General features: G+C 38.2%; 19 protein-coding genes. 8 read left to right on the top strand and 11 right to left on the bottom strand.

Annotated elements, in window-relative coordinates; translation table 11 throughout:
* Positions 1–10 precede the first annotated feature (10 nt).
* The gene (locus H6G57_RS21565) at positions 11–574 is read left to right on the top strand and encodes a GAF domain-containing protein (protein ID WP_190522341.1); all 564 of its coding nucleotides are present in this window, start codon (positions 11–13) and stop codon (positions 572–574) included.
* On the opposite strand, the gene H6G57_RS21560 is transcribed toward H6G57_RS21565, so the two are convergent.
* Together H6G57_RS21560 and H6G57_RS21555 are read right to left on the bottom strand one after the other, a co-directional pair.
* Positions 564–1,820, bottom strand: a complete 1,257-nt coding sequence (locus tag H6G57_RS21560; protein ID WP_190522338.1) for a response regulator — start codon at positions 1,818–1,820, stop codon at positions 564–566. The two genes, H6G57_RS21565 and H6G57_RS21560, sit on opposite strands and share 11 nt — an antisense overlap.
* A 48-nt stretch (positions 1,821–1,868) precedes the next feature.
* Positions 1,869–4,658, bottom strand: a complete 2,790-nt coding sequence (locus H6G57_RS21555; protein WP_190522335.1) for a hybrid sensor histidine kinase/response regulator — start codon at positions 4,656–4,658, stop codon at positions 1,869–1,871.
* Positions 4,659–5,046: 388 nt separating this feature from the next.
* On the opposite strand from H6G57_RS21555, the gene H6G57_RS21550 reads away from it, so the two are divergent.
* Entirely contained in the window at positions 5,047–6,885 is a 1,839-nt protein-coding gene (locus H6G57_RS21550) for an aspartate kinase (protein ID WP_190522332.1), read from the top strand.
* Between the two features lie 281 nt (positions 6,886–7,166).
* Here H6G57_RS21550 and H6G57_RS21545 read toward each other — a convergent pair whose 3' ends face one another.
* Positions 7,167–7,382 (bottom strand): hypothetical protein, encoded by a 216-nt coding sequence (locus tag H6G57_RS21545; protein ID WP_190522329.1) that lies wholly within the window; start codon positions 7,380–7,382, stop codon positions 7,167–7,169.
* 119 nt (positions 7,383–7,501) lie between these two features.
* Between H6G57_RS21545 and H6G57_RS21540 the strand changes: the two genes are divergently transcribed.
* Entirely contained in the window at positions 7,502–7,957 is a 456-nt protein-coding gene (locus H6G57_RS21540) for a DUF29 domain-containing protein (RefSeq protein WP_190522326.1), read from the top strand.
* Between the two features lie 444 nt (positions 7,958–8,401).
* Here H6G57_RS21540 and H6G57_RS21535 read toward each other — a convergent pair whose 3' ends face one another.
* The 3 genes from H6G57_RS21535 to H6G57_RS21525 are packed head-to-tail and all read right to left on the bottom strand — an operon-like array spanning position 8,402 to position 12,248.
* The gene (locus tag H6G57_RS21535; protein WP_190522323.1) at positions 8,402–10,318 is read right to left on the bottom strand and encodes a DUF1036 domain-containing protein; all 1,917 of its coding nucleotides are present in this window, start codon (positions 10,316–10,318) and stop codon (positions 8,402–8,404) included.
* A gap of 26 nt (positions 10,319–10,344) precedes the next feature.
* Entirely contained in the window at positions 10,345–11,565 is a 1,221-nt protein-coding gene (locus H6G57_RS21530; protein WP_190522320.1) for a PP2C family serine/threonine-protein phosphatase, read from the bottom strand.
* Between the two features lie 17 nt (positions 11,566–11,582).
* Complete coding sequence (locus H6G57_RS21525) at positions 11,583–12,248, bottom strand: VWA domain-containing protein (RefSeq protein ID WP_190522317.1); 666 nt, start codon at positions 12,246–12,248, stop codon at positions 11,583–11,585.
* 131 nt (positions 12,249–12,379) lie between these two features.
* Between H6G57_RS21525 and H6G57_RS21520 the strand changes: the two genes are divergently transcribed.
* Positions 12,380–12,880 carry a helix-turn-helix domain-containing protein gene (locus tag H6G57_RS21520; RefSeq protein ID WP_190522314.1) on the top strand — a complete coding sequence of 167 codons (501 nt, stop codon included), beginning with the start codon at positions 12,380–12,382 and terminating at the stop codon, positions 12,878–12,880.
* 152 nt (positions 12,881–13,032) lie between these two features.
* Here the strand turns inward: H6G57_RS21520 and H6G57_RS21515 are convergent, their stop codons facing one another.
* Together H6G57_RS21515 and H6G57_RS21510 are read right to left on the bottom strand one after the other, a co-directional pair.
* Entirely contained in the window at positions 13,033–14,349 is a 1,317-nt protein-coding gene (locus H6G57_RS21515; protein ID WP_190522312.1) for a homoserine dehydrogenase, read from the bottom strand.
* 146 nt (positions 14,350–14,495) lie between these two features.
* Entirely contained in the window at positions 14,496–14,705 is a 210-nt protein-coding gene (locus H6G57_RS21510) for an RNA chaperone Hfq (RefSeq protein ID WP_190522309.1), read from the bottom strand.
* 131 nt (positions 14,706–14,836) lie between these two features.
* Here H6G57_RS21510 and dapF point away from each other — a divergent pair, with 131 nt between their 5' ends.
* Both dapF and H6G57_RS21500 read left to right on the top strand, forming a co-directional pair.
* Positions 14,837–15,682 (top strand): diaminopimelate epimerase, encoded by an 846-nt coding sequence (dapF, locus tag H6G57_RS21505; RefSeq protein ID WP_190522307.1) that lies wholly within the window; start codon positions 14,837–14,839, stop codon positions 15,680–15,682.
* A 44-nt stretch (positions 15,683–15,726) separates the two neighbouring features.
* Entirely contained in the window at positions 15,727–16,875 is a 1,149-nt protein-coding gene (locus tag H6G57_RS21500) for a hypothetical protein (protein WP_190522305.1), read from the top strand.
* 80 nt (positions 16,876–16,955) lie between these two features.
* Here the strand turns inward: H6G57_RS21500 and H6G57_RS21495 are convergent, their stop codons facing one another.
* On the bottom strand, positions 16,956–17,447 hold the full coding sequence (locus H6G57_RS21495) for a YajQ family cyclic di-GMP-binding protein (RefSeq protein WP_190522302.1): 492 nt from the start codon (positions 17,445–17,447) through the stop codon (positions 16,956–16,958).
* Positions 17,448–17,709: 262 nt separating this feature from the next.
* Positions 17,710–18,213: a DNA recombination-mediator protein A gene (locus H6G57_RS21490; RefSeq protein WP_072721975.1), complete on the bottom strand. Its 504-nt coding sequence runs from the start codon at positions 18,211–18,213 to the stop codon at positions 17,710–17,712.
* 110 nt (positions 18,214–18,323) lie between these two features.
* Here H6G57_RS21490 and H6G57_RS21485 point away from each other — a divergent pair, with 110 nt between their 5' ends.
* The gene (locus H6G57_RS21485) at positions 18,324–19,754 is read left to right on the top strand and encodes a carotenoid oxygenase family protein (protein ID WP_190522299.1); all 1,431 of its coding nucleotides are present in this window, start codon (positions 18,324–18,326) and stop codon (positions 19,752–19,754) included.
* Between the two features lie 249 nt (positions 19,755–20,003).
* Positions 20,004–20,483, top strand: coding sequence for an SH3 domain-containing protein (locus H6G57_RS21480; protein WP_190522296.1), 480 nt, complete (start codon positions 20,004–20,006; stop codon positions 20,481–20,483).
* A gap of 107 nt (positions 20,484–20,590) precedes the next feature.
* On the opposite strand, the gene H6G57_RS21475 is transcribed toward H6G57_RS21480, so the two are convergent.
* On the bottom strand, positions 20,591–23,353 hold the full coding sequence (locus tag H6G57_RS21475) for a PAS domain-containing protein (RefSeq protein ID WP_190522293.1): 2,763 nt from the start codon (positions 23,351–23,353) through the stop codon (positions 20,591–20,593).
* Between the last annotated feature and the right edge of the window lie 8 nt (positions 23,354–23,361).

Raw genomic sequence — 23,361 nt, 5'->3', positions numbered from 1 at the left:
TTAGCCCCAAATGAATTTTTCTTCAACTCCAAACGAATTCAACAACATCGAAGACTTTGAACATAAACCAGATTCAGCCGATCCGGGTTTACAACGATTTGCACGGCGGTTGAAAACAAGCATGGGACGAGATACTTTAATCCAAAAAGAACTGGATAAACTGAGAACTCAACTGAAATGTGATCGGGTTATTTTATATTATTTTTATTCTCAATGGAAAGGGCAAGTCACCTTTGAATCGTTGAGCAATGCCACCTTATCAATCTATGGTTCTACAGGTGCAGATGAGTGTTTTAATCATCAATATGCTCAGGATTATCAAAATGGAAGAATTACGGCGATCACGGATATTGAAACTGAATCTCTTCATCCTTGTCATCAAAATTTTTTACGCAGTCTTTCTATTCGTGCCAATTTAGTCGTTCCTGTTATTGTTTCTAACGAACTTTGGGGTTTATTAATTGCTCATCATTGTCAACATCCTCATGTTTGGAATTCGGCAGAATTAGATGGGATGAAAGTCGTGGCAGAAACTTTATCAACTGCCCCTGAAATTATTGATTTTAAGAAGTAGCCGGAAGCCAGATTTTGACATTTGTTCCTTGTCCTGGGGTTGAATCAAGATTGAGTTTACCCTGATGTTTTTCAATAATTTGGTAGGCAATCACTAATCCCAATCCAGTTCCATGACCCATAGGCTTTGTGGTAAATAAGGGTTCAAAGACTCGCGGAAGAATCTCTTCTGGTATGCCCATTCCATTATCAGAAATTTCAATTAAAATTGATTGGGGATCGGGTTGGGTTGTACAAATTTTCAGGGTAGGAATTTGGTTTTTCATCTCTCCCTGTTGTCCCGCTTCTTCAATGGCATCAATGGCATTTGCTAAAACATTCATAAACACTTGATTGAGTTGACTAGGATAACATTCAACTAAGGGTAAATTCCCATATTCTTTAACTAATTGAATAGCGGCTCGTTTCCCTACGGGTTTGAGGCGATGACTCAAAATCAATAAAGTGCTATCAAGGCCTTCATGAAGATCAAATAAAACTTGAGTTGAGGAATCAGAACGAGCAAAATTTCTTAAGGAAATCGAAATATCTTTAATTCGATCAGCACTAATTTTTATGGAATTTAGTAATTGAGGTAAATCCTTTAAAATAAAATCTAAATCTGCTTTAAAGATTGCCTCTTGTAGGGGAATTGGCAGTTGCTCATAAGAAGTTTGACATAAAGTTAAAATATCAGCTAGATCCCGAACATAGTCTTGAGCTAACGGAAGATTATTGATAATACAACTAATCGGATTATTAATCTCATGGGCAATTCCCGTTACTAATTGTCCCAAACTCGAAAGTTTTTCTTGTTGTACCAATTGAATTTGGGTTTTTTCTAAAGCAGCAGTGCGTTCCGCAACTTGTTGTTCTAGGGTTTCTGTAAGTTGTTTCAGTTGTAAATGCACTCGAACTCTGGCTAATACCTCTTCTTTTTCAAAAGGTTTAGAAATATAATCAACTGCTCCTAGAGAAAGTCCTTTGACTTTATTTTCAACATCCGTTAACGCGGTTAAAAAAATAATCGGAATTCCTTGATTTTTAGGATCAGATTTTAATTTTTTACACGTTTCAAACCCATCAATACCGGGCATTTGCACATCTAATAAAATTAAAGCGGGTTGTTTGCGCTCCACTAATTGCAACGCACTTTCTCCATCTTCTGCGACTCGCACTGAAAATCCTTCACCCTTTAAGGTTTGAGATAAGACCGATAAATTAGTAGGATTGTCATCAACAATCAAGATAAAACCAATGTCTTGCATGAATGAAGCTAGGGGATAAATATTGAGATTAATCCGAGAATAAAGAATTTAAGATTGGCTGATGGTTTGACTCAACAACTCTCGCAGCTTTTTGAGTTGAAAATTTTCCGCAAGCTGGATCACTTGTTGAGTGAAAGCAAAATAAATCGGATCATGAGTTTGGATCAAATGAGCTTCTTCTAGTATACCATCTACGTCTCCTTCTTGAGCTAATTCGTACAAATTTGATAAGATTTCAGATGGGATTTTTGGAGTTTCCGGCTGAGAATGGGAAGGTGGATTCTGATCCAAAATTGGAGATTCAGAGGAAAGATAAATCCATTCTAACTTCAGGTGAATTTGTAATAATTCGAGTAAGAGATCTGCGGAAACAGGCTTGGGTAAAAACGCATTAGCTCCCGCATCTAAACTGCGGTGTTGATCACTATCAAATACACTAGCTGAGGAAGCAATAATTACAATATCTTTGAGTTTAGGCAATTGACGTAACTGATCAATAAACGCAAACCCATCCATAACAGGCATGATCAGATCAGTAATAATAAAATCGGGGGAAATAACTATTGCTTTTTCCAATCCTTCTTGACCATTATTCGCTTCTATGACTTCAAACCCAATCGGCTCTAATAAGTTTACAATTACCGAACGATTTGCCCAATTATCATCAACAATTAAAATCTTTTTTGGTTCTCCTTGATATCCCGTAACCTTTCCTTTGCGAATATTACGAGCGGTATTTGCCCATTCTTTGGCTTCGGGTAATTCCACATCAAACCAGAAAATACTGCCTGCTTCTAATTGACTTTGTACCTGAAGCTGACTTCCCATTAAGGTAACAATTTTTTGGCTAATTGCTAATCCCAAGCCTGTACCTTCTGTATTTTTCTTTGTTTCTCCCACTTGTTCAAAAGGAAGAAAAATTCGCTCTAATTGTTCTGATGTCATCCCCACTCCGGTATCTTTAATTTGAAAATGTAGGCGATACCTTGAATTTGGGGGAATCGGTGTGGCTTGAATTGAAAAGGTTACGCTTCCTTTGTCCGTAAATTTAATCGCATTTCCTAATAAATTAATTAACACTTGTCTCAGACGTTTCTCATCAGCGCGAATCCCAATGGGAAGATTTTCTTGGGGTCTATAATTAAATTGAATTCCTTTTTGTTGAGCTTTAATATTACAAATTTCAACAACCCCTTCTAAAAAAGCAGGAAAATGGAAATCAGTTGGGTAGAGTTCTAGTTTTCGAGCTTCAATTTTGGATAAATCTAAAACATCATTAATCAGGGTTAAAAGATGATAACCACATTGCTGAATAATATCTACTCCTTTGCGTCCTTTTTCCGTCAGGGGTTCCAATTGTCCTAAAATTTGAGCATAGCCCAAAATTCCGTTTAATGGGGTGCGTAACTCATGGCTCATATTGGCTAGAAATTCACTTTTAGCTTGGTTAGCAGCATCCGCTTTTTCCTTTGCTATTGTGAGTTGAGCCGTTCGTTCTTCCACTCGTTTTTCTAATACTTTATTGGTCTGTTCTAAAGCACCAAAAGAATCCTGTAATTCTTGGCTCATTTGATTAAAGGAGCGAGCTAAAACGCCTAATTCTTTGATTTTAGGTTCTTCGACTCTGGTTTTAACTAAGTCACCGCTCAACCCCTTTTGAGCCGATGTTGCAATCATTTTAGATGCAGAACTTAAGCGTAAAATGGGTTGGGTAATGTAATGGGTGGTATAAATTCCTGATATAATTGCTAAAATTAATGCCCCAAAACAAAGTAAAATTGTAGTTCGAGTATTGGCATCAATTTCTCCAATAAAATCGGACTCTGGTACAACCACAACGACTAGCCAATCTAACCCCAATTCATCTTGCCAAGGTGTAATTTGAACCCACTGTTGATGACCTTTTAAAGAAAAGTTAAGTTGTTGAATAGTTTTGATTGTTTTCAAATCTTTAATTTGAGAGTCTAAATAATTAGCTGTTGCTTTAATTAACGGTTCTTGACTCTCTGTAATTTTTAATCGTTGCGGTTTTTCTCCAGGTTTGATGCGAAAAGGTTGTTCATCAGTAGAACTAGCAATTAGTAATCCATTCCGTTCTATAATAAAGGTTTTACCGGAAGAACTGACTTTCAATTTTTGCAAAAAATCATGTAATTGCGATAATCGCATTTCTACACCTAAGACCCCCGTTAATTTTTGATTATTATCAAATAAGGGATAACTCGCTGCGATGCAAAGATTATAGGGTTCAACTTCCCAGTTATAAACTTGACTCCAAGTAGGTTTTCCTAATGTGGCTCCAGCAGCATACCATCCTTCTTTTTGAAAGAAATAATCCTCTGCACTTTTATATAAAAGTTGGGTGATTTGACCGCGATTATTCATTTCATAAACATAGTCTCTACCATCACTGTAAGCTTGAGAATCTACCGTATCAAAGGTAATTCTTTGATCTCCAAAATAATTGCCAATACTGGAAAATTTTCCCGTGGGTGTTCCAAACAAAACATAACCAATATTAAAGCTGATTCGCTGTTGCCAAAAAAATTGCCCCATTTGAGTTAAATTATTGGGCGTAATTGTTCCCATAGCGATCGCATGAGCATTGACTTGATTGAGTTGAGGAGCAATTGAAAGATAACTACTTAAATGTTGAGAAATGCGACTACTGACTTCATTTTGTAATTGAATTGCTAAATTATTGACTGCTTTTTGACCATTTCTTAAAGATAAATATCCCGTCAAACCAACCGCTATAAAAATTTGTAAAACAAAGGGAACAATCAGAATAATGCGAAGAGGAAGTTTCTGAAACATCGGGTGATTAATTTTGATCATGTTTTCCCTCTGGTAACTGGGTAAGTGAACCTGCGTCATTCATCTTAAAATCCCAAGTCGGCGTAGATTTCCGAAAGAACGCGGGGGACAGTAGCGAGATTCTGTAAAAAATTTAACATTTAACAATCTAGCTGATCAAGTCCTTCAGGTTCCTTCTCTCTCTGCTAGGCTATCATAACCGGGAACCTTAACTTTTCTTCTATCAGTCCCAAATTTCTTAAACAATTTTCTTGAAACTTAAGGATAATTTTCTCGTCTTATCCTGTAAAATACAAAAGGCTGATTTATCCTGCTGTTCAATTAAGCGAATTCGCTTTAATTTCACAGGCTAAAACTTCTGATTTTTCAGTTTAATTCGACCTTTCCCATTGCTAATTCTGAAGTTAATATGCTGATTGTTCAAAAATACGGTGGTAGTTCTGTCGGTTCCGTTGAACGCATTCAATCCGTTGCTCAACGGGTAATAAAAACAGCCCAAGATCATCAAGTGGTTGTCGTTGTTTCTGCAATGGGAAAAACCACTGATCAATTAGTAAGTTTAGCTCAACAAATTTCTCCAACTCCCAACCGTCGAGAAATGGATATGTTACTCTCTACGGGAGAACAAGTCAGTATTGCTTTATTAAGTATGGCATTGCAGGAATTAGGACAACCTGCGATTTCTTTAACCGGGGCTCAAGTTGGAATTGTGACTGAAGCTGAACACACTCGCGCCCGAATTTTAAGTATTGAAACTCAACGCATGGAACGCCACTTAAATCAAGGACAAGTGGTGGTTGTCGCCGGATTTCAAGGGGTAAGTAGTCAAGATGATTTGGAAATTACAACATTAGGACGAGGGGGGTCTGATACCTCTGCTGTGGCGTTAGCAGCCGCTTTAAAAGCAGATGTATGTGAAATTTATACCGATGTTCCAGGGATTTTAACCACCGATCCTCGCTTAGTTCCCAATGCTCAATTAATGACAGAAATTACCTGTGATGAGATGTTAGAACTCGCTAGTTTAGGGGCGAAAGTTTTACATCCTCGTGCGGTAGAAATTGCCCGCAATTATGGGGTTTCTTTAGTCGTGCGTTCCAGTTGGACAGATGACCCCGGAACGAAAGTCATCGCCCCTAAACCTCAACCCCGACCCTTAGAAGGATTAGAATTAGCCCGTCCGGTAGATGGTGTCGAATTTGATAGAAATCAAGCCGCAGTTTCTTTATTAAGAATACCCGATCGCCCCGGCATTGCTGCTAAATTATTTGGAGGAATTGCGGTACAAAATTTAGATGTGGATTTAATTATTCAATCCATTCATGAAGGGAATAGTAATGATATTACCTTTACTGTAGAACGAGATTATTTTACTAAAGCGATCGCCGTTGCTGATGCTTTATTACCCGCTTTAGGAAAACCGAATCATTCTGATCTAGGTAATGCTGAAGTAACTGGAGATGACACCCCTATTGCTAAAGTCAGTATTGTCGGCGCGGGAATGATTGGACGGCCAAAAGTTGCGTCTCAAATGTTTAATACTTTAGCAGAAGCGGGTATTAATATTCAGATGATTTCAACTTCAGAAGTTAAAGTGAGTTGTGTCATTGCAGCCGAAGATTGTCAACAAGCAGTTACCGCCTTATGTCAATCTTTTGAAATTAGTTCTGATTGTAAAATTACTAGCAATTTTGAGCTAGAAAAACCGCCTATTGATCCCAGTTTACCTCCGGTTCGAGGTGTGGCGTTAGATATTAAACAAGCTCGTTTAGCCATTCGCCATATTCCAGATCGTCCAGGGATGGCAGCCAAAATATTCTCTATTTTAGCGGATCATAATATTAGTGTGGATATGATTATTCAATCCCAACGCTGTCATCAAATCAACGGAATTTTAGCACGGGATATTGCTTTTACGGTCGCCCAAGGGGATGCTGATGAAGCTGAAAAGATTTTAACACAAGCCTCATCTGAATTGGGTTATAGTGAAATTATTGTGAATAAATCCATTGCTAAAGTCAGTGTAGTGGGTTCAGGAATGATTCATCATCCAGGGGTTGCTGCTAAAATGTTTGAAGCTTTAGCAAACCGCAATATTAATATTTTAATGATTGCGACTTCTGAAATTAAAATTAGTTGTTTAGTGGATGAAGACCAAGGCGTAGAAGCGTTAAAAGCCGTTCATGAAATTTTTGAATTATCCGGTGATAAAACCTTTATTGTACCTGAACGTGCGCCTGTTGCTTAATAGAATTTAGCCTCAGTCAAACTAGAGTTATATAGAAACAGGGTTTTGTAGTAAAAATAGGATAGTTTTATTTCCTAGATAATAGCTATAAATCCTGTTTTTTATTAGATTCATCAATTTCTGAATAGTAGTAAAAAACCTCAAGAAACCGGGTTTCTAACTAAAGTTAATTGTATCCTATCAAGATTTGTTAAGAAACCCGGTTTCTGGGCGATCGCAAACAATCAATAAACTGGATTTCTAATTGAGATTATCTGTAATATAAAGGAAACCTTTGAGCATTACGCATTTTTTGTTAATTTGTCTTCTTCTAAAAGTTGAGCGAGTTGATGGGCAGCTTCATGAGAATTCAGGGGTGACCAAATCTCATAAGTTGCACCTTGTTCTAACGATGGATTTTCTTCTTTTGCTAATTCCAAAACTAGAAACTGCATGACTTTTAATTTGTCGATACGGGGTAAGTTTCGCAAGGCGGGAAACAAATCTGTTACGTTCATTGTTAATCTATTGGAAACTCCTACACTTCAAATATAACAGAAATTGCTCTCCCACAGCTATCACCAGTCAGCTTAGGTATGATAAATTGATCAATATTAGTAATATCAAGGAAATAGTCATGCTGACTAAACAAGATTGGGACTGGTTAGCAGTGTGTTCTCATTATCAAACGGCTGTCAACGTCCATAAACTTCTCAAAGAAGGAAAATCTATGGAAGCAACAGAAGGTTTAGAATCTTTAATTGAAGCAATGGGAAGAACTGAAAAAAGAGCCGTAAAAAGCCAGTTAATTCGTTTAATGCTTCATGTTATTAAGTGGAAATGTCAACCTGAAAAACGCAGTGCTAGTTGGACGATTAGTATTCGTTCTGCCCGTCGAGAAATTCAGGAAAGTCAAGAAGAAATGCCCAGTTTGAATCGTAATTTTCTTGAGTCTATTTGGGAAAAATGCTTTGAGAATGCGGTAAAGGATGCTGAGGATGAAATGGGGAAAAAATGTCGATTAACCTCACTGTCTTGGTCAGAGATTTTTGAGGATGAATATATTTTATCGGATGATGAGCCAGAGGATTAAAAAAACTCAAGAAACCGGGTTTCTAACTAAAGTTAGTTGTATCCTATCAAGATTTGTTGAGAAACCCGGTTTCTGGGCGATCGCAAACAATCAAGAAACCGGGTTTCTAATTAAAGTTAATTGTATCCTATCAAGATTTGTTAAGAAACCCGGTTTCTGGACGATCGCAAACACTTAAGAAACCGGGTTTCTAATTAAAGTTAATTGTATCTTATCAAGATTTGTTAAGAAACCCGATTTCTGGGCGATCGCAAACACTTAAGAAACCGGGTTTCTAATTAAAGTTAATTGTATCCTATCAAGATTTGTTGAGAAACCCGATTTCTGGGCGATCGCAAACACTTAAGAAACCGGGTTTCTAATTAAAGTTAATTGTATCCTATCAAGATTTGTTGAGAAACCCGGTTTCTGACAGCACTCACGCTTTACCTTATGATTAAATCCCTACGGAGAAAGATTCCAAGTATTTGTACCAGGGGATACAGAAAATTCACTCATTGTTACTCTTTTCTGATTAGTCCCTGTACAACTTACTTTATCACTTTCGGAAATACTGAACCCGTAAACTATATCTACACAAAAAGAGTATTGTCCGGTTCCCCATTCATGTACACCCCGATAGTACATTCCATAGACATAAACATTACCATTATAGTTTTGAGCTACACTAACTTCTTCACTACATTCTCCTGATTTAACAGAAAACCAACCCCTTGATCGTAATCCGGTTCCATCCCAGTACGCGAATGCTACGTCTATGATTGAATAAGAGGTGTTATTACAAAATTTGACATAAGTATATTTTTCAAGTTCATTGATACGGTTTTGTAGAGAATTCTTTTTATCTTCTAAATCATCATTTACACTTTCCAAGTTATTAATATTATCTTTAAGTTTTTCAATATTATCATCTAAGGACGTAGTTTTTTTTTGCATTTCCTTGACTAACTCATCTAAGTCAAAGTAAATCAAAGGTTTTTCACCTTCAATAATATTCCCAAAATTTTCTAACTCAGACTCAAACGAGTAAGATGATGATAAGTTCCATTGTCCAGAGGAAAGATTATTTTGTTTTCTTAATTGTTCAATTTGCTTAATAATTTGATTTCTTTCGTAATATTGAAAGAGAGATAAACCTGCTAAAGTTGTAGCAATGGTTGTAGAAATAATAGCTGCGGTTTTCCACATAGGTTGGAGAGTTTTTAGTTTGGGTCGGGGAGATGGCGACGGTGTTGGTGGTGGTGGCGGTTGAGGTGTTGGAGTTGGTGGTGGCGGTTGAGGTGTTGGAGTTGGTGGAGGTGGTGGGGGAGATGGTGACCTTAGCGGTTTAGGATGAATAGGATTTTGAACAGATGGAAAAATATCAACGTTTAAAGTATTAGCGCGCTCGCACCAATAACAACGACCATAATGTTTACTATAGATATGATTTTTATTTGTATTACAAACAACTAAATCATTGATAGCAACCTGTAAAGCATTCAACCAATTTTCAGGGGATGGACGAGAAGAAGGGGATTGATGACCGTCATTAAAACATTTGAGAAAGCATTTTTTAAGTTTAGGATGTACAACATCAATAGGAATTGTATTCGGGCTGGGTTTTAAAAGACTATTATTTCCATAAGGCCAATAACCTTTACTAATCGATTCATTTTGTCCGGGTGGATCTCCCGAACCTGTCCATTTCCCCATAAAGGGATGATAACCAAACAGTAGATAGTGAATCATTACCCCTAATCGAAATTGATCATGAGATCGGAATTGTGTCAATTTAGAGAAATCTTGACCAATTAATTCAGGAGGTATAAAACCTTCTACACCGACCGAACAACGATAAACATCACCTGTTTGAGAGTCCGTAACTTGAAAAGAATCAGTATCAATTAAAGAAACTAAACTGCAATCATTAACTAGAATATTTTTAGTATTAATATCTCCAATAATATAATTTTTATCATGAATCTCTTTAATAATAGAAATAAAATTTAAAGCGATGATATGCAGACAATACCAGTTAAATCTAGGAGCTTTCTGAATCCTATTTGCAGGGAGATAGACACAGATCATTTCTTTAGCATCAGTAATCTGTGGCATCAAGAAGCCTACACATCGTTTTTGGTGATCCTTAATTAAATCAGTAGGCCAGCTAATGGAAATATGATTTTGACCCGCAGTTGGATTGTTTGGCGGGTTCGCAATCATTAATTCAAGTTTTTTAACTTTATCCTGACTAATTTTATGATATATTTTTGCTAGGTATCCTCGCCGATTTGTTGTCCAAACAGTACCTTCACCTCCTTGACCTATTTGTTTAACGAGAGAGATAGATTGATTTTTACCGTAAAAGTAACTAGCCATAATAATTTAGCTTTAAGTCAAATTTTTCATTGTGATAAAGGTAACAAAATATATTCATAAATTGAGTAATACAATATCCCGCCTAAGCTCAAACCAAAAACAGAAATAATTACGGAAAAAACTAATAATTTTATTTTTATTTTTTCTGTTTTAGAATTATTGAGTTTAACTTTTTTATATATATTCCAGTTAATTATCAAGATAATTACAGCAAGTAGAGTAGCGATCAAGAAAGCAAAAATTAATCTTAAATAAACATGATCAATTGTTCTATCTACAAATAAATCGTGGTAAAGGGCGTTCCAGACAATCCCTAATAAAACATTGATAATTAATAAATTAGAATCTATATTATTGTCGTGTGTATTTCCTTTAAGTCTGCCCAAACTATCGGGTTTCTTCAAGGAACCGGATTTTTCACCCCCATTAGGAGGAAGAGTTTTTAAGCCACGGTCATACCAACATAATAATAGAGTTTTATCATCATCGGTTCTGCTGTTAACACTCTCTGAGTCTAACCATTCCTGTGTAGATTTTTTTTCTTCCTCTTCTGACCGACTTTCTAATGCCTTTTTAAACATCTCAAAAAAAGGCGGGTGTGGCAGCCAATCTTTTATATTGATTGCTAGTCTTTCGAGTCCATCAGTAGAAGCACAAATAAACTCTTGCGCCCCAAATGATATCTGAACTTGCATCATCTGTGAAGCATTTGAGGCAGTTACAAAAGTTGTTTCATTCGCATACTCTCCTTTACTGGGATGAAACAGTAATTGATATTCTGATTCGGGTTGTTGAATCACAATAAAACCATCCCCAATCTGCATAGCGGCAAGCCAATCAGGAGTAGCAACCACAACTAGCAAAGTGCAGGATAAATCTTTTGGAAAACATTTTCTATTTTCCGCTTCTGCATCAAACGCTTTTTTAACTGCTCCTAAAGTTTGTTTAAAGACTTTTTCAGCATACTCTTTTAAGATTTCTGGTGATGAATCTTTCTGCTCATCTTTTAACCATTTAGGCCATTTTTGTAAATAGTTTAGGGCTGTTGTAACTGCTAACTGAGAACCGACATCAGAATGTTTGCAACTCCCAGCCCCATCGGATACAGCAGCAATAATAATGTCACCATTATTGACAATTTCCCCCAAATCACTGACTTTGATAAAGTTAGCGTAATCCTGACAGGGTAAGCTTAATTTTTGATGGCTTGTACCTGTTTCAGAACAAGCGATCGCTTTCCAAGACATGAAATTTCCTCACTCTATTAGGTTGCTACCTGACCCCATCCTACAGGTGCAGTTTGTACCATTGTTGTTGCTCCAGGTTGACTATGAGAAACTTGTTTCATAGATTGACTCAGCCATAAGAACATCGATTTAAAATCAAGACCATTGAGCAATAATGGTGGACGACTGACAGGAGCAATTTGACTTAAAATTTTCGTATCTGCATTTTGAACACCAACTGCAAAAAAGGAAAACTTCTTATCATTCTCACCCTGTCTGACTCGTTGTGCAGCGTTTTGCCAGTTATCTGTGGGAGAACCATCTGTAATCAGAAAAACCCAAGGTCGGTAATACTGAGTACCACTGTTTATATAATCAGCTTTGCGATTTTCTAGTAAGTCCAAAGCATAATTGATCGCTTCTCCCATCGGGGTTAAATCCTGTGCTTGTAGCTGTGGAGGGACAAATTGGTCGATTGTCACAAAATCTTGACGCATTACCACTGGGCCAAAGGAAATCACTGCTACCTCTACTCTCACTTTGGCTAGTGCATCTTCATCTACGGATTGCTTAAACACGGCAACCCCCTGATTTAACTGTTGGATGGGTTGACCAGACATCGAACCTGAGTTATCCAGTAACAGAACAACTGGACAGCGTGGTTCCTGGTTAATTGCAAAATCCGCTATATCCCCTGTTGGCATAGGTTTCCTCTCTTTCTCTGGCTTGTCAAACTCTGCTATAACTGATAATAAATTAACTAGCTTCTAATTGTCTACTGACTAACGTTAGAATTTATGTTAGAATTACGTTAGATGTTTTTTATACCCGAAATATGGCTCAAGTGGACAAAATGTTCAGCCAAGCGGCCCAGGAGTGGGATTTAGAAAGTCTTTATGCTGACTTAGCATCGGCTAAGGGAAAACCTCTGACTCCGATTGAAAAAGCTCACTTAAGAGGGTTATTGTCTGGCTGTAGTCCCTCGGAAATTGCCGAAAAATTAGATAAAATTCCCAGGGGCGTCGAATCAGATTTATGTGCAACCATTTATAAATATGTTAAATATTTGTTAGATAAAACTGAAAAAGTAGAAAATTGGCGTAAGATTTATGAATGGCTGGATGAATCCGGTTATAAATCAAAGTTAGAGAAAGTTGCTGTTAAAACTTTATTGCCTGAACAAAGCGTTATTAATATAACTCAATATTATATTGAACAACATCAAATCGTCTTTCATTTTAATCTAAAAATCCCCACATCAGAACTTCCTGAACTCTCGATACCTGATTGTCAGACGGATAAAAATAGTGATAATAATTACACTGATAATAATTAAATTCCTCAGCTAGTGAATCATTCTTTTCCTTTTCTGTTACTTTTTCAGCAAGCCCTATTTAATCCAAAAACCGGGTTTCTCAGCTTTTGTAAAGGCTGATATCAAGATTTTTATTTCAGAAACCCGATTTCTGGAAATGAGCAATAAAACTGCTATAGCACCCGTAAAATACTCGGAATACTATCAATTGAATCTAGGCTTTTAATTTCATTTAACGCTTGATGGAAATTCCCCTCCAGAACATCATGAGTCACGACGACTATTTCCGCTAAGTTTTCCTGAAATCCCGTTTGAACAATCGACTCTAAACTAACGTTATGTTGGCCGAAACAGGTTCCGATGTTTCCGATCACCCCCGGAGAATCTTTTGTCAGAAAACGAACATAAAACCGGGTAATTAAATCCTCCATCGGTGCAATTTTACAATAATGTTGATGGGTACAACTCATCATTTCATGGGTAACAACAGGACTCACGATTTCTGCTTCTTGCATTTGCAGAACAGCGACAATATTTAACAAATCGGAAACGACAGCACTTGCCGTTGGCCCTGCTCCCGCTCCCCGTCCAAAAAACATCACCTGTCCAATGGGTTCACCTTCAACTAAAATCGCGTTGTAAACATCATTAATACTCGCTAACGGATGAACTTTAGGAACTAACGTGGGATGGACTCGAACGGATAATAAATCCTGTTCAGGAGTAGCGTGGGGATCTCGCGCGGCGATCGCGAGTAACTTAATCACAAATCCCAACTTTTCCGCATAGGTAATATCCGTCGCCGTAACTTTTCTAATGCCTTCACAGTACACTTGTTCTAATTTAATTCGGCCTGCAAAAGCCAAAGAAGCCAGAATTGCAATTTTATCCCCAGCATCCAACCCATCAATATCGGCGGTGGGATCAGCTTCTGCATAGCCTAAGCGTTGAGCATCCGCTAAAACATCAGCAAAATCTGCCCCTTCATTTTTCATCCGGGTCAAAATATAGTTAGTCGTGCCATTAATAATTCCCGTGACTTTATGAATTCGATTTGCGCCTAACGACTGTTTTAAGGGTTGAATCACCGGAATTCCCCCCCCAACAGCGGCTTCTAAAAGAACATAAACGCCTTTTTCATTCGCCGCATCAAAAATTTCACTACCATAGCGGGAAATCACGGCTTTATTAGCAGTAACAACGTGTTTGCCGTTTTCAATCGCTTGTAAAATTAGCGATCGCGCGGGTTCCAAACCGCCAATTAATTCCACAACAATATCAACCGCCGGATCAATGACAATTTCTTCTAAATCCGTTGTTAATAAATATTCGGGTATATTCACACTCCGGGGTTTAGACAGCGATCGCACCCCCACCCGATGCAAACTTAACTCCGATAGCAACGGATGACGACCTTCTGGGTTCAACAAAATTTCAACGGTTCCCGTCCCAACGGTTCCCAGTCCTAATAAACCAATTTTAAAAACCACGATTCCAAATTGTCCCTAACGCAAGGCTACACTCCCCATTTTGACATTATCAGGGAGTTGTCAGTTATCAGTTATCAGTTATCAGTTATCAGTGTAAAAGTTAAGAGTTACGAGCCGATCAACTCGTCCCCCCATCCCCTTGTCCCCTACTTAGCACGGATGAAGGCGATCGCATGACGGCCAATTAGGATTTGTTGGTTGTTTTGATCTTGTAGACACAGACAGTTTGGGTCTTGCCACAAAATCGTTCCTTCGAGAATATCATTGGTGAGGAGTTTGATTTCGACGGCGTTTTTATCCTTCGTATAGCTTTGAACTTTGCGAATGCTGGGTAAATCAGTATTGAATTCAGACATAAGGAGTTGTTTAAAAGTCAGCGTTACAAACCATAATAGGAAAGAGTGAGCCATCCCGGATTTCCAATCTGTTGCTCACCCGACTTCCAAGGTTAAAACGGATAATGTTAAGGATAGCAGTGGAGGCATCAATGACGATTCAATTTACGAAATATCACGGTTTAGGCAATGATTTTATCTTGATTGATAATCGTCATCAATCAGAACCCTTGATCACCCCAGAACAAGCCGTAGAACTGTGCGATCGCAATTTTGGCATTGGGGCCGATGGAGTCATCTTTGCCCTACCCGGAACCTCCACCACTGACTATACCATGCGAATTTTTAACTCTGATGGTTCCGAACCTCAGATGTGTGGCAATGGGATTCGCTGTTTAGCCAAATTTATTGCTGAATTAGAAAATCGCCAGGAGATCACCGACCCCGTGAGTTATAAAATCGATACCTTAGCGGGTGTGATTACCCCCCAATTACAACCCAATGGTCAAGTTAAAGTGGATATGGGGCTCCCCCGACTCCTCGCTCAAGAAATCCCCACCACCTTAGCCGCTGCTGATGAAAAAGTCGTTAATATTCCCTTAGAAGTGGCGGGACAGTCTTGGAATGTTACCTGTGTCAGTATGGGAAACCCCCACTGTATTACCTTTGTTGAGGATGTTTCGGCGATTAAACTTGGGGAAATCGGCCCTTTATTTGAACATCATTCTGTTTTTCCTGAACGGACAAATACTGAATTTATTCAAGTTGTCAACCGAAATTATATTAAAATGCGAGTCTGGGAACGCGGCGCGGGTGCAACTCTAGCCTGTGGAACGGGAGCTTGTGCATCTGTGGTGGCTGGAGTTTTAACCGGAAATTGCGATTTTGTTGTTACAGTGGAATTACCCGGAGGTTGTCTTGACATTGAATGGTCAAATCACGATCAACATTTGTACATGACAGGGCCAGCACAACGGGTGTTTACAGGGGAATATTAAGCCTTAAAAATAACCTAACCTAGAAATTAAAAAGGTAAATAATTATGGGTGGAGGGATTTATCTCATTCAGGATGATGATCGGCTGGTGGAACTGATGGAACAGCCTTATGATTCTGAAGATCAAATACAAGAATTATTAGAAACCTATCCTAATCTTTTAGCTGGGGATGAAGTTGATCGGGTAACGTCTCGACGCTGGTTATTAATTGCACGAGATATTACCATTCCGGCTGAGGAAGATGATGGCAGTCGCTGGTCAGTTGATCATTTATTTTTGGATCAAGATTCTATCCCTACCATTGTTGTCGTTAAACGCAGTCGCAATGCGGAAGGGCGACAAAAAATGATCGGTCAAATGTTAGATTATGCGGCGAATTTAGCTTTTTATTGGCCGATAGAATCTATTATTGCTCAATTTGAAGCAAACTGTCGAGAACAAGGTCGAGATCCCGAACAAGTCTTTGAAGAATTTCTCGGTTCTGATCTCAATGAAGATGGATTTTGGCAAAAAGTCAGAACGAATTTGCAAGCTGGAAAACTACGTTTAGTGTTTGTGGCGGATGATATTGCTAATCCCTTAAGACGGGTTGTAGAATTTCTGAATAAACAAACAGATTTAGTGGAAGTTTTAGCGTTAGAAATTAAACAATATGTCAGTCAAGAGGGCTTAAAAACCTTAGTTCCTCGGTTAATTGGTCAAACAGCAGAAGCTCAACAAAAAAAATTGAGTGCGATGGGAGAACGCCGTCGTTGGGATGAAGTTTCCTTTTTTGAAGAATTCCAGGTACGTCGGGGTGGCGATGAAGCAGAAATGGCTGAAGAAATTCACAACTGGGCCAAACGTCAAGAACCTGAAGTTATCATTCAGTGGGGAACAGGAGATCTCTATGGAGGGTTTACCGCTTTACTACAATCTAAAGGTCGAAAACCTTTAAAATTATTTACCGTTGATATTTCAGGACGTTTAGAAATTTCGTCTAATAAATACGGTTCTCAACCTCCTTTTGATCAACAGGAAAAATGGTTGGAACTCAGAAATAAATTGAGTGCGATTGGTTTATCTCTTCCCCTAGAACGGACAGAATACCGAGAACCAACCCTACAGTTATCTAGCCTCCAAGATCAATCGGTCTTACAAGAAGTTCTTCACACCTTTGATTGGGTGATTGCAACGGTTAAAGGTGTATCCTAATTCCTCAATTGATCTTCCTGAAACTCTCAGGTTCAACAGTTAATTGATATCCGGTTTCCTGCTTGATCTTTATTACTCAATTATCGATAATTAGTAAACTGTAAAGCAGCCGGATAATCTTCTTGTTTGAGGCGTTGAATCACCAATTGTAAATCATCTTTAGATTTAGCCGTCACTCGAACAGAATCCCCTTGAATCGAAGCTTGAATTTTCTTAAACTCATCTTTAATTAACTTCGTGATTTGTTTAGCTACCTCTGAAGTTAAACCTTTTCTGAGTTTAATTTCCTGTCTAACTCGATTCCCACTAGCGGATTCTACTTTTCCAAAATCAAAAATTTTTAAAGATAGATTCCGCTTGGCAGATTTTGTTTGTAAAATCGTATGAATAGCATCTAGGGTAAACTCACTATCAGTATTAATAATAAGGGCTGTTTCCCCTAATTCTATCGTGGTCTTAGTATCTTTCAAATCATAACGGCTTTTAATTTCCCGTTCTGTTTGATCAACCGCATTCACTAATTCCTGACGATCAAAATCACTGACAACATCAAATGAATAAGTAGAAGCCATAATCAATTCAAAGGTTAACAACAAAACTTGAGTGATTTTATCCTAGACAAACCGGATTAACACTCAGTCAACTCACAATCAATAAAATTCCTGTACAGATATTGCGATCGCTGTTTTTTGGGTAAAATTTAATTAATTTCAAAGATTATAGCCCCTGAAAAATCAGCATTTTACCCCAGTTTAACAACGATCGCCCTATCGGTTTCAAAGGCATTTTGATGCGCCCAAGTTTCCCATTGAGCATCATTAAGGGTTCCCCTTTTTAATCCAAATAAAACAGCGTCACAATTTTGCGCTGATTCTCCGCTTCTTCACAGGTGTTCAGGAGGGTAACACTTTCATGATAGGCAAAGCAAATTAACTGTTGACACCGAGAAATAATTTCTTGGTTACACAGTGCACTGGCTTCAGCTAAGGATAAATCATCCCCCTTGGGATTTTCCACAACATGAATGACCTGTTCTAGCTGTTTACGAGATTCTCTCGGCTGACGCTTCATGCTTTGCGGCAAAATCACCGTTAACAAATTAGGGTCAGCCCGCATTGCTCCTTTTATAGCGGCCGAGTTCGTCCCCGTTGAACCGGATGTAATCAAATGATTGCCTTCTAAAACTAAGGCATAACTCATCATCTCGATTAGGTTCTGATGGGTTAGGGGAATATGACGGGAACCCAACAAAGCAATGCGCTTGGAGCCAGTTTGTTGAATGGCTGCCAATTCTTCTAAAAAGTCATCTACTTTCGGCAGATTGATAGCTTGGTTCAAGGATAATTACAAAACATAATCAGGACAATCCTGTAGATTTTAGCAAATTCAGCGACAATTATTCGGAGTGTAACTAAAGTTTTAACCGGATGCTGTCCGGTGTGATTGTGATGATACAAACAACTCCTCAACCCACCTGGTCACAACAGTTTGCCACCCCTGCGGCTGAATTTCCCCCCACACCCTTACCCGTTTTGTCGGGAAAACTCCCCTCTGGTTTAAGGGGGTCTCTCTATCGCAATGGCCCTGGACGGTTGGAACGGGGTGGACGGCGAGTGGGACATTGGTTTGATGGCGATGGGGCTATTTTAGCAGTTCATTTCACCAACGCAGGCGCAACGGGAGTTTATCGTTATGTCAAAACCGCAGGCTATCAACAGGAAGAACAGAAAAATCGTTTAATGTATGGGGGCTATGGAATGACCCCTTGTGGAAACCTTTGGGAACGCTTCACCAAACCGTTAAAAAATGCCGCCAATACTTCGGTTTTAGCCTTACCTGATAAATTATTAGCCTTGTGGGAAGGAGGGCAACCTCATGGGTTAGATTTACAAACTTTAGAAACTTTGGGACTCGATAACCTCACCGAGTTAACCGACAATATGCCCTATTCTGCCCATCCTAAAATTGATCCTGAAACGGGAGATATTTTTAATTTTGGGCAAGTTTTGGCAGGTGCACCTCAGTTAATGTTATATCGAAGCGATCGCACCGGAAAAATTATACAACACAATAAAATTCCTTTAGATGGGATTTGTTTAATTCATGATTTTGTCCTCGCGGGTCAATATTTAATTGTTGTTATTCCTCCCTTACGATTAAACCTATTACCTGTTTTGTTTCAGTTAAAACCTTTTAGTGAAGCATTTCAATGGCAACCTCAAAAAACTCCTACCCAAATTTTAATTATTGATCGTCATACCCTAAACTTAGTGAATCGAATTGAAACCGAACCTTGGTTTCAGTGGCATTTTAGTAATGGTTATGTTGAGGGAGATGGAACCGTTATAGTAGATTTTGCCCGTTTTCCCGATTTTCAAACCAATCAATATTTAAAAGAAGTCGCTACTGGAAAGACTCACACCCTATCGATATCAACGTTATGGCGGATGGTTTTACAACCCCAAACGGGTAAGCTCCTACAATTAGAAGAACTCTTAGACCGTCATTGTGAATTTCCCACCGTTTCCCCGCAAGAGGTTGGCAAAAAAGCGCACTATACCTATTTATCGATTCATCAACCTGGAGTTAATTCTGCGGTGGAAATGTTTGGTTCTATTGCACGATTTAACCCTCAAACCCAAAGGTTACAAGCAGCAAATTTAGGCGAAAATCGTTATCCGATGGAACCTCTTTTTGTTCACAATAAGGATAACCCCCAACAAGGATGGGTGTTAACGGTTGTTTATGATGGTCATCAAAATTCTAGTGAAGTTTGGGTTTTTGATGCAGAACATTTAGATGCTGAACCCTTATGTCGGTTAGGATTACCCAGTGTTGTTCCTAATGGATTTCATGGAACCTGGAAACCCGTAAGTTAAGTTTGTATAGCAATTGTAAATGAATTGTACACTCATAATGATCAAGATTATTAACCCTAAAAAATGGGTACAAATTCAGTGTGTAGGGGCGAGGCGCGCCTCGCCCCTACGATTATTGCTATATATCTCTAGTTTATGACTGGAACTGGAAAATCATCGTCCTATCCCTGTTCCCCCTTGAGTCTGAAAATTCTCCTGAATTCCTGATATTGTTGGTGAAGTCACGATTATATTACACCGGAAACCAAAATGCGATTAATTATTACCCATACCACTTTATTAAAATTACGTCCTGTGGATTCTTCTACCTTAACAGAATCCCAAAAAATTAATTTCCCTTTGGGAAGTCGCTTAATCATCCAAGATTATGAAGATTATAATTCAGATCATTACAAAATTACATTAGTCGCCTCTTTAGGAAGTGGAAAAGATAAAAGTATGGTTTGGTATGTGTATAAACCCCATGCTACTGTGGTTTTCTCGGATAGAGAATTCGCAACGGTTAATCTATCAACGGATAGTAAACTGAATGTTCGTTCCGCGCCTTATGTTGATTCTAATAATGTAATTTATCAAATTGCTAATCATGTTGATGTCGAATTAATTGAATGTACCTACAATCAAGAATTATGGTGGTTAGCGAAACCACTCAATGATGAGAAAAAAGCCTATGGTTGGATTTCGGGGAAATATTTAAAACTTTATACTCCAGAGGGATGTTCCGCTTGATCAGGTTAACAGTTAACAAATATCTAAATTCATGGGTAGGGATAAGACGTGTTTTATCCCTACTTTTTTATTTTCGTCTCTGTTCCCTGTTCCCTGTTCCCTGTTCCCTAGTGCGTAGCGCTATAGTGACCGATGGGTTGTTGTTTCGGAATCTCTATGATAATTTCTGTCCCTAGCCCAATTTCTGAAATACAAGATAAGTGACCTCCATGTTTTTCAACAATAATTTTATAACTGGTAGGTAGTCCTAAACCTGTTCCTAACCCGACATCTTTAGTCGTAAAAAACGGATCAAAAATTTTAGCTAAAACATCGGCTGTCATCCCAATTCCGTTATCTGCAATCCGAATTTGGACTTGATGGGAATCGGTTAATAACGTTGTGATCCAAATGATTCCGGGATCAGCTATAATATCTTCAAATGAATGTTTTTTATTGCGTTGTTCAATCGCATCAATGGCATTCGTTAATAAATTCATCAAGACTTGATTGAGTTCTCCTGCATAACATTCAATCCGAGGTAAAATCCCATATTGTTTAATCACTTGAATGGCGGGATGATGGGGTTGTTCTTTTAAACGACTTTCTAATAACATTAAGGTACTATCTAAGGTTTCATGTAAATCAATATCTTTTAATTCTGCTTCATCTAAACGAGAGAAAATTCTTAATGATTTAACAATATCTCGAATCCGTTCTGCACCCGTTTTCATAGAATTCAATAACCGAGGGAGATCCTCAGCAATAAAATCCAGTTCAACGTCCTCTAATTTTTCTTGGATTTCCGAGGGAGGCTGGGGATAATAGTTTTGATAAAGTTCAATCACAGAAAATAAATCATCCAGATATTCTTGAGCATAAGTTAGATTTCCAAAAATAAAGCTAACTGGGTTATTAATTTCGTGGGCAATTCCCGCTACCATTTGTCCTAAGCTAGACATTTTTTCAGATTGAATTAATTGAATTTGAGCTTGTTGGAGTTGAGAAAGGGTTTGTTCTAATTCTTGGGTTTTGGCAGTAGCAATGTGGGCAGATTGTTGGGATTCTGTATAGAGTTTTGCTTGATTAATCGCAATCTCTAACTGATTAATGACAGACTGCAAAAGTTCCACTTCTTGAGGTTTCCAGGGACGAGGTTCTTGACAGTGGGCTAAGACTAATGCTCCCATTTCCCCGGATTGAATTTGCAGAGGAAAAATTAAAACGGATTCTAATTCTAAAACCATTAAAAAATTGCGAATTGCGGGAATATTATAGCTAATAACTTGATCAATTTGGATAATATTTCCCTGTAACACAATATCACTAATCGGGTGTAAAGCATTCCCTGGATAAAGTTCAGAAATACTGACTAAACAGTCAGCTTTTGATTCTTTTAGAATTTCCCATTCGGGGGGATTTAATTCAGCACGATATCCGACAAAATAACATCGATCAATTTTTAAAAGTTGCCGAATTTCTTGTACTGTTGTCTCTAAAATTTTATTCCAATCTAGGGAATTACGAATTAAATTGGCAATACAGTTTTGAATTTTTTCGCGTTCGGCTAATTCTCGCAGTTGCTTTTCGGAATTTTGCCATGCTTCTTCCGCTTGTTTGCGATCGCTAATATCTAATAGTAAACCATCCCAAACAATTGAGCCATCAGGTTGCTTCCCTAAACTTCCTCCGGCTTGAATCCATTTGAGTTTACCAGAAGGCGTAATTAAACGGTATTGATGTTGCCAAGGTTTTCCTGTATCTACGGCTTCAGCCATGGAATCCACAAAGCTATTAACATCATCAGGGTGAATTAATTTCCAAAGAAAATCAGCATTTTTTATAATGACTTCTGGCTTAATTTCAGTTAACTCTAAACATTTAGGGCTTAAATAGGTAAAATGGCCTTGTCCTTGATGATTATATTGATGATATTGATAGGTAACACCGGGTACATTTTCGGCTAATCGTTTAAACCGAATTTGTGACTCTTGTAATGCTAGTTCTGCTTTTTTGCGGGGGGTAATATCAACGGACGTACCAATAATTCGATAGACTTTTCCTTGGGAATCTAAAATCGGATTAAGGGTGGTTAAAGAAAAGGTTTGCCTGCCCTCAAAATATATTTCTTCCTCATATTGAATTGAGGTTTTAGCTTGAACACAATCTCGATAATGGTTTAAGACTTTCTCTCCTTCCAGTGAACCTAAAATTTCACAAAAGCTTTTTCCATAAACTTCAGCAGATTTTATCCCCGTGATTTTTTCGGTTTTAGGATTCCAACCTAAACATCGAAATTCTGCTTCATTAATGACGGCTACAACAAAAATAACGTGTTCTACGCCATTATAAATATTATATAAAAATTCTTCTTGTTCTTCTAAAACTATTTTAGCTTTGTTGTGATTAGGTAAAATTTGCCGATTTTGATTAGATTTCAGTCGGTCAATTTCACAAGTTTTAGGAAGGCAATGGCAACACTCTTGAGAAGATGCAGGGGGTGTATTTTCTACAATTAATCCATCCCAAATCATGTCGCCATTGGGTTGAGGGCGAGGGTGGGCAATTGCCGATAAATATTTGGTTTTCCCGGATGGAGTTTGATATTGCCATTGTCGTTGCCAAGGTGTTAAATTCTGGGCGGAAGCCAAAAGAGATTGAATAAAATCCTGTTGTTCGGGATCATCAATCCATCCCCACATTAAAGTAGAATTGCGCTGAATTTCATCGGGTTTGCGCTCATAAATTTGTTGGCAACTGGGACTAATGTATAAATACTCAGTAGAACCATCAGGGCGTAGTAACAACTGATAAATGACTCCTGGTAAATGACTGGCGATTTGTTGCAGATTAGCTCGTTTCTTTTCGCCCTGCCGAATTATGCTTGTCATTGTTAAGG

Source organism: Planktothrix sp. FACHB-1365 (assembly GCF_014697575.1).
Classification (GTDB): Bacteria; Cyanobacteriota; Cyanobacteriia; order Cyanobacteriales; family Microcoleaceae; genus Planktothrix.
Note: the sequence above shows the minus strand (reverse complement) of the source record. Positions and strands in the feature narration are given on the sequence as shown.

What these genes read in the sequence shown, in the direction of transcription:
- H6G57_RS21540 (WP_190522326.1), top strand. Translation starts at nt 7,502, where the DNA reads ATGCTGACTAAACAAGATTGGGACTGGTTAGCAGTGTGTTCTCATTAT.
- H6G57_RS21550 (WP_190522332.1), top strand. Translation starts at nt 5,047, where the DNA reads ATGCTGATTGTTCAAAAATACGGTGGTAGTTCTGTCGGTTCCGTTGAA.
- H6G57_RS21530 (WP_190522320.1), bottom strand. Translation starts at nt 11,565, where the DNA reads ATGTCTTGGAAAGCGATCGCTTGTTCTGAAACAGGTACAAGCCATCAA.
- H6G57_RS21565 (WP_190522341.1), top strand. Translation starts at nt 11, where the DNA reads ATGAATTTTTCTTCAACTCCAAACGAATTCAACAACATCGAAGACTTT.
- H6G57_RS21560 (WP_190522338.1), bottom strand. Translation starts at nt 1,820, where the DNA reads ATGCAAGACATTGGTTTTATCTTGATTGTTGATGACAATCCTACTAAT.
- H6G57_RS21545 (WP_190522329.1), bottom strand. Translation starts at nt 7,382, where the DNA reads ATGAACGTAACAGATTTGTTTCCCGCCTTGCGAAACTTACCCCGTATC.
- H6G57_RS21475 (WP_190522293.1), bottom strand. Translation starts at nt 23,353, where the DNA reads ATGACAAGCATAATTCGGCAGGGCGAAAAGAAACGAGCTAATCTGCAA.
- H6G57_RS21510 (WP_190522309.1), bottom strand. Translation starts at nt 14,705, where the DNA reads ATGTCTGAATTCAATACTGATTTACCCAGCATTCGCAAAGTTCAAAGC.
- H6G57_RS21480 (WP_190522296.1), top strand. Translation starts at nt 20,004, where the DNA reads ATGCGATTAATTATTACCCATACCACTTTATTAAAATTACGTCCTGTG.
- H6G57_RS21535 (WP_190522323.1), bottom strand. Translation starts at nt 10,318, where the DNA reads ATGGCTAGTTACTTTTACGGTAAAAATCAATCTATCTCTCTCGTTAAA.
- dapF (WP_190522307.1), top strand. Translation starts at nt 14,837, where the DNA reads ATGACGATTCAATTTACGAAATATCACGGTTTAGGCAATGATTTTATC.
- H6G57_RS21500 (WP_190522305.1), top strand. Translation starts at nt 15,727, where the DNA reads ATGGGTGGAGGGATTTATCTCATTCAGGATGATGATCGGCTGGTGGAA.
- H6G57_RS21520 (WP_190522314.1), top strand. Translation starts at nt 12,380, where the DNA reads ATGGCTCAAGTGGACAAAATGTTCAGCCAAGCGGCCCAGGAGTGGGAT.
- H6G57_RS21555 (WP_190522335.1), bottom strand. Translation starts at nt 4,658, where the DNA reads ATGATCAAAATTAATCACCCGATGTTTCAGAAACTTCCTCTTCGCATT.
- H6G57_RS21485 (WP_190522299.1), top strand. Translation starts at nt 18,324, where the DNA reads ATGATACAAACAACTCCTCAACCCACCTGGTCACAACAGTTTGCCACC.
- H6G57_RS21525 (WP_190522317.1), bottom strand. Translation starts at nt 12,248, where the DNA reads ATGCCAACAGGGGATATAGCGGATTTTGCAATTAACCAGGAACCACGC.
- H6G57_RS21495 (WP_190522302.1), bottom strand. Translation starts at nt 17,447, where the DNA reads ATGGCTTCTACTTATTCATTTGATGTTGTCAGTGATTTTGATCGTCAG.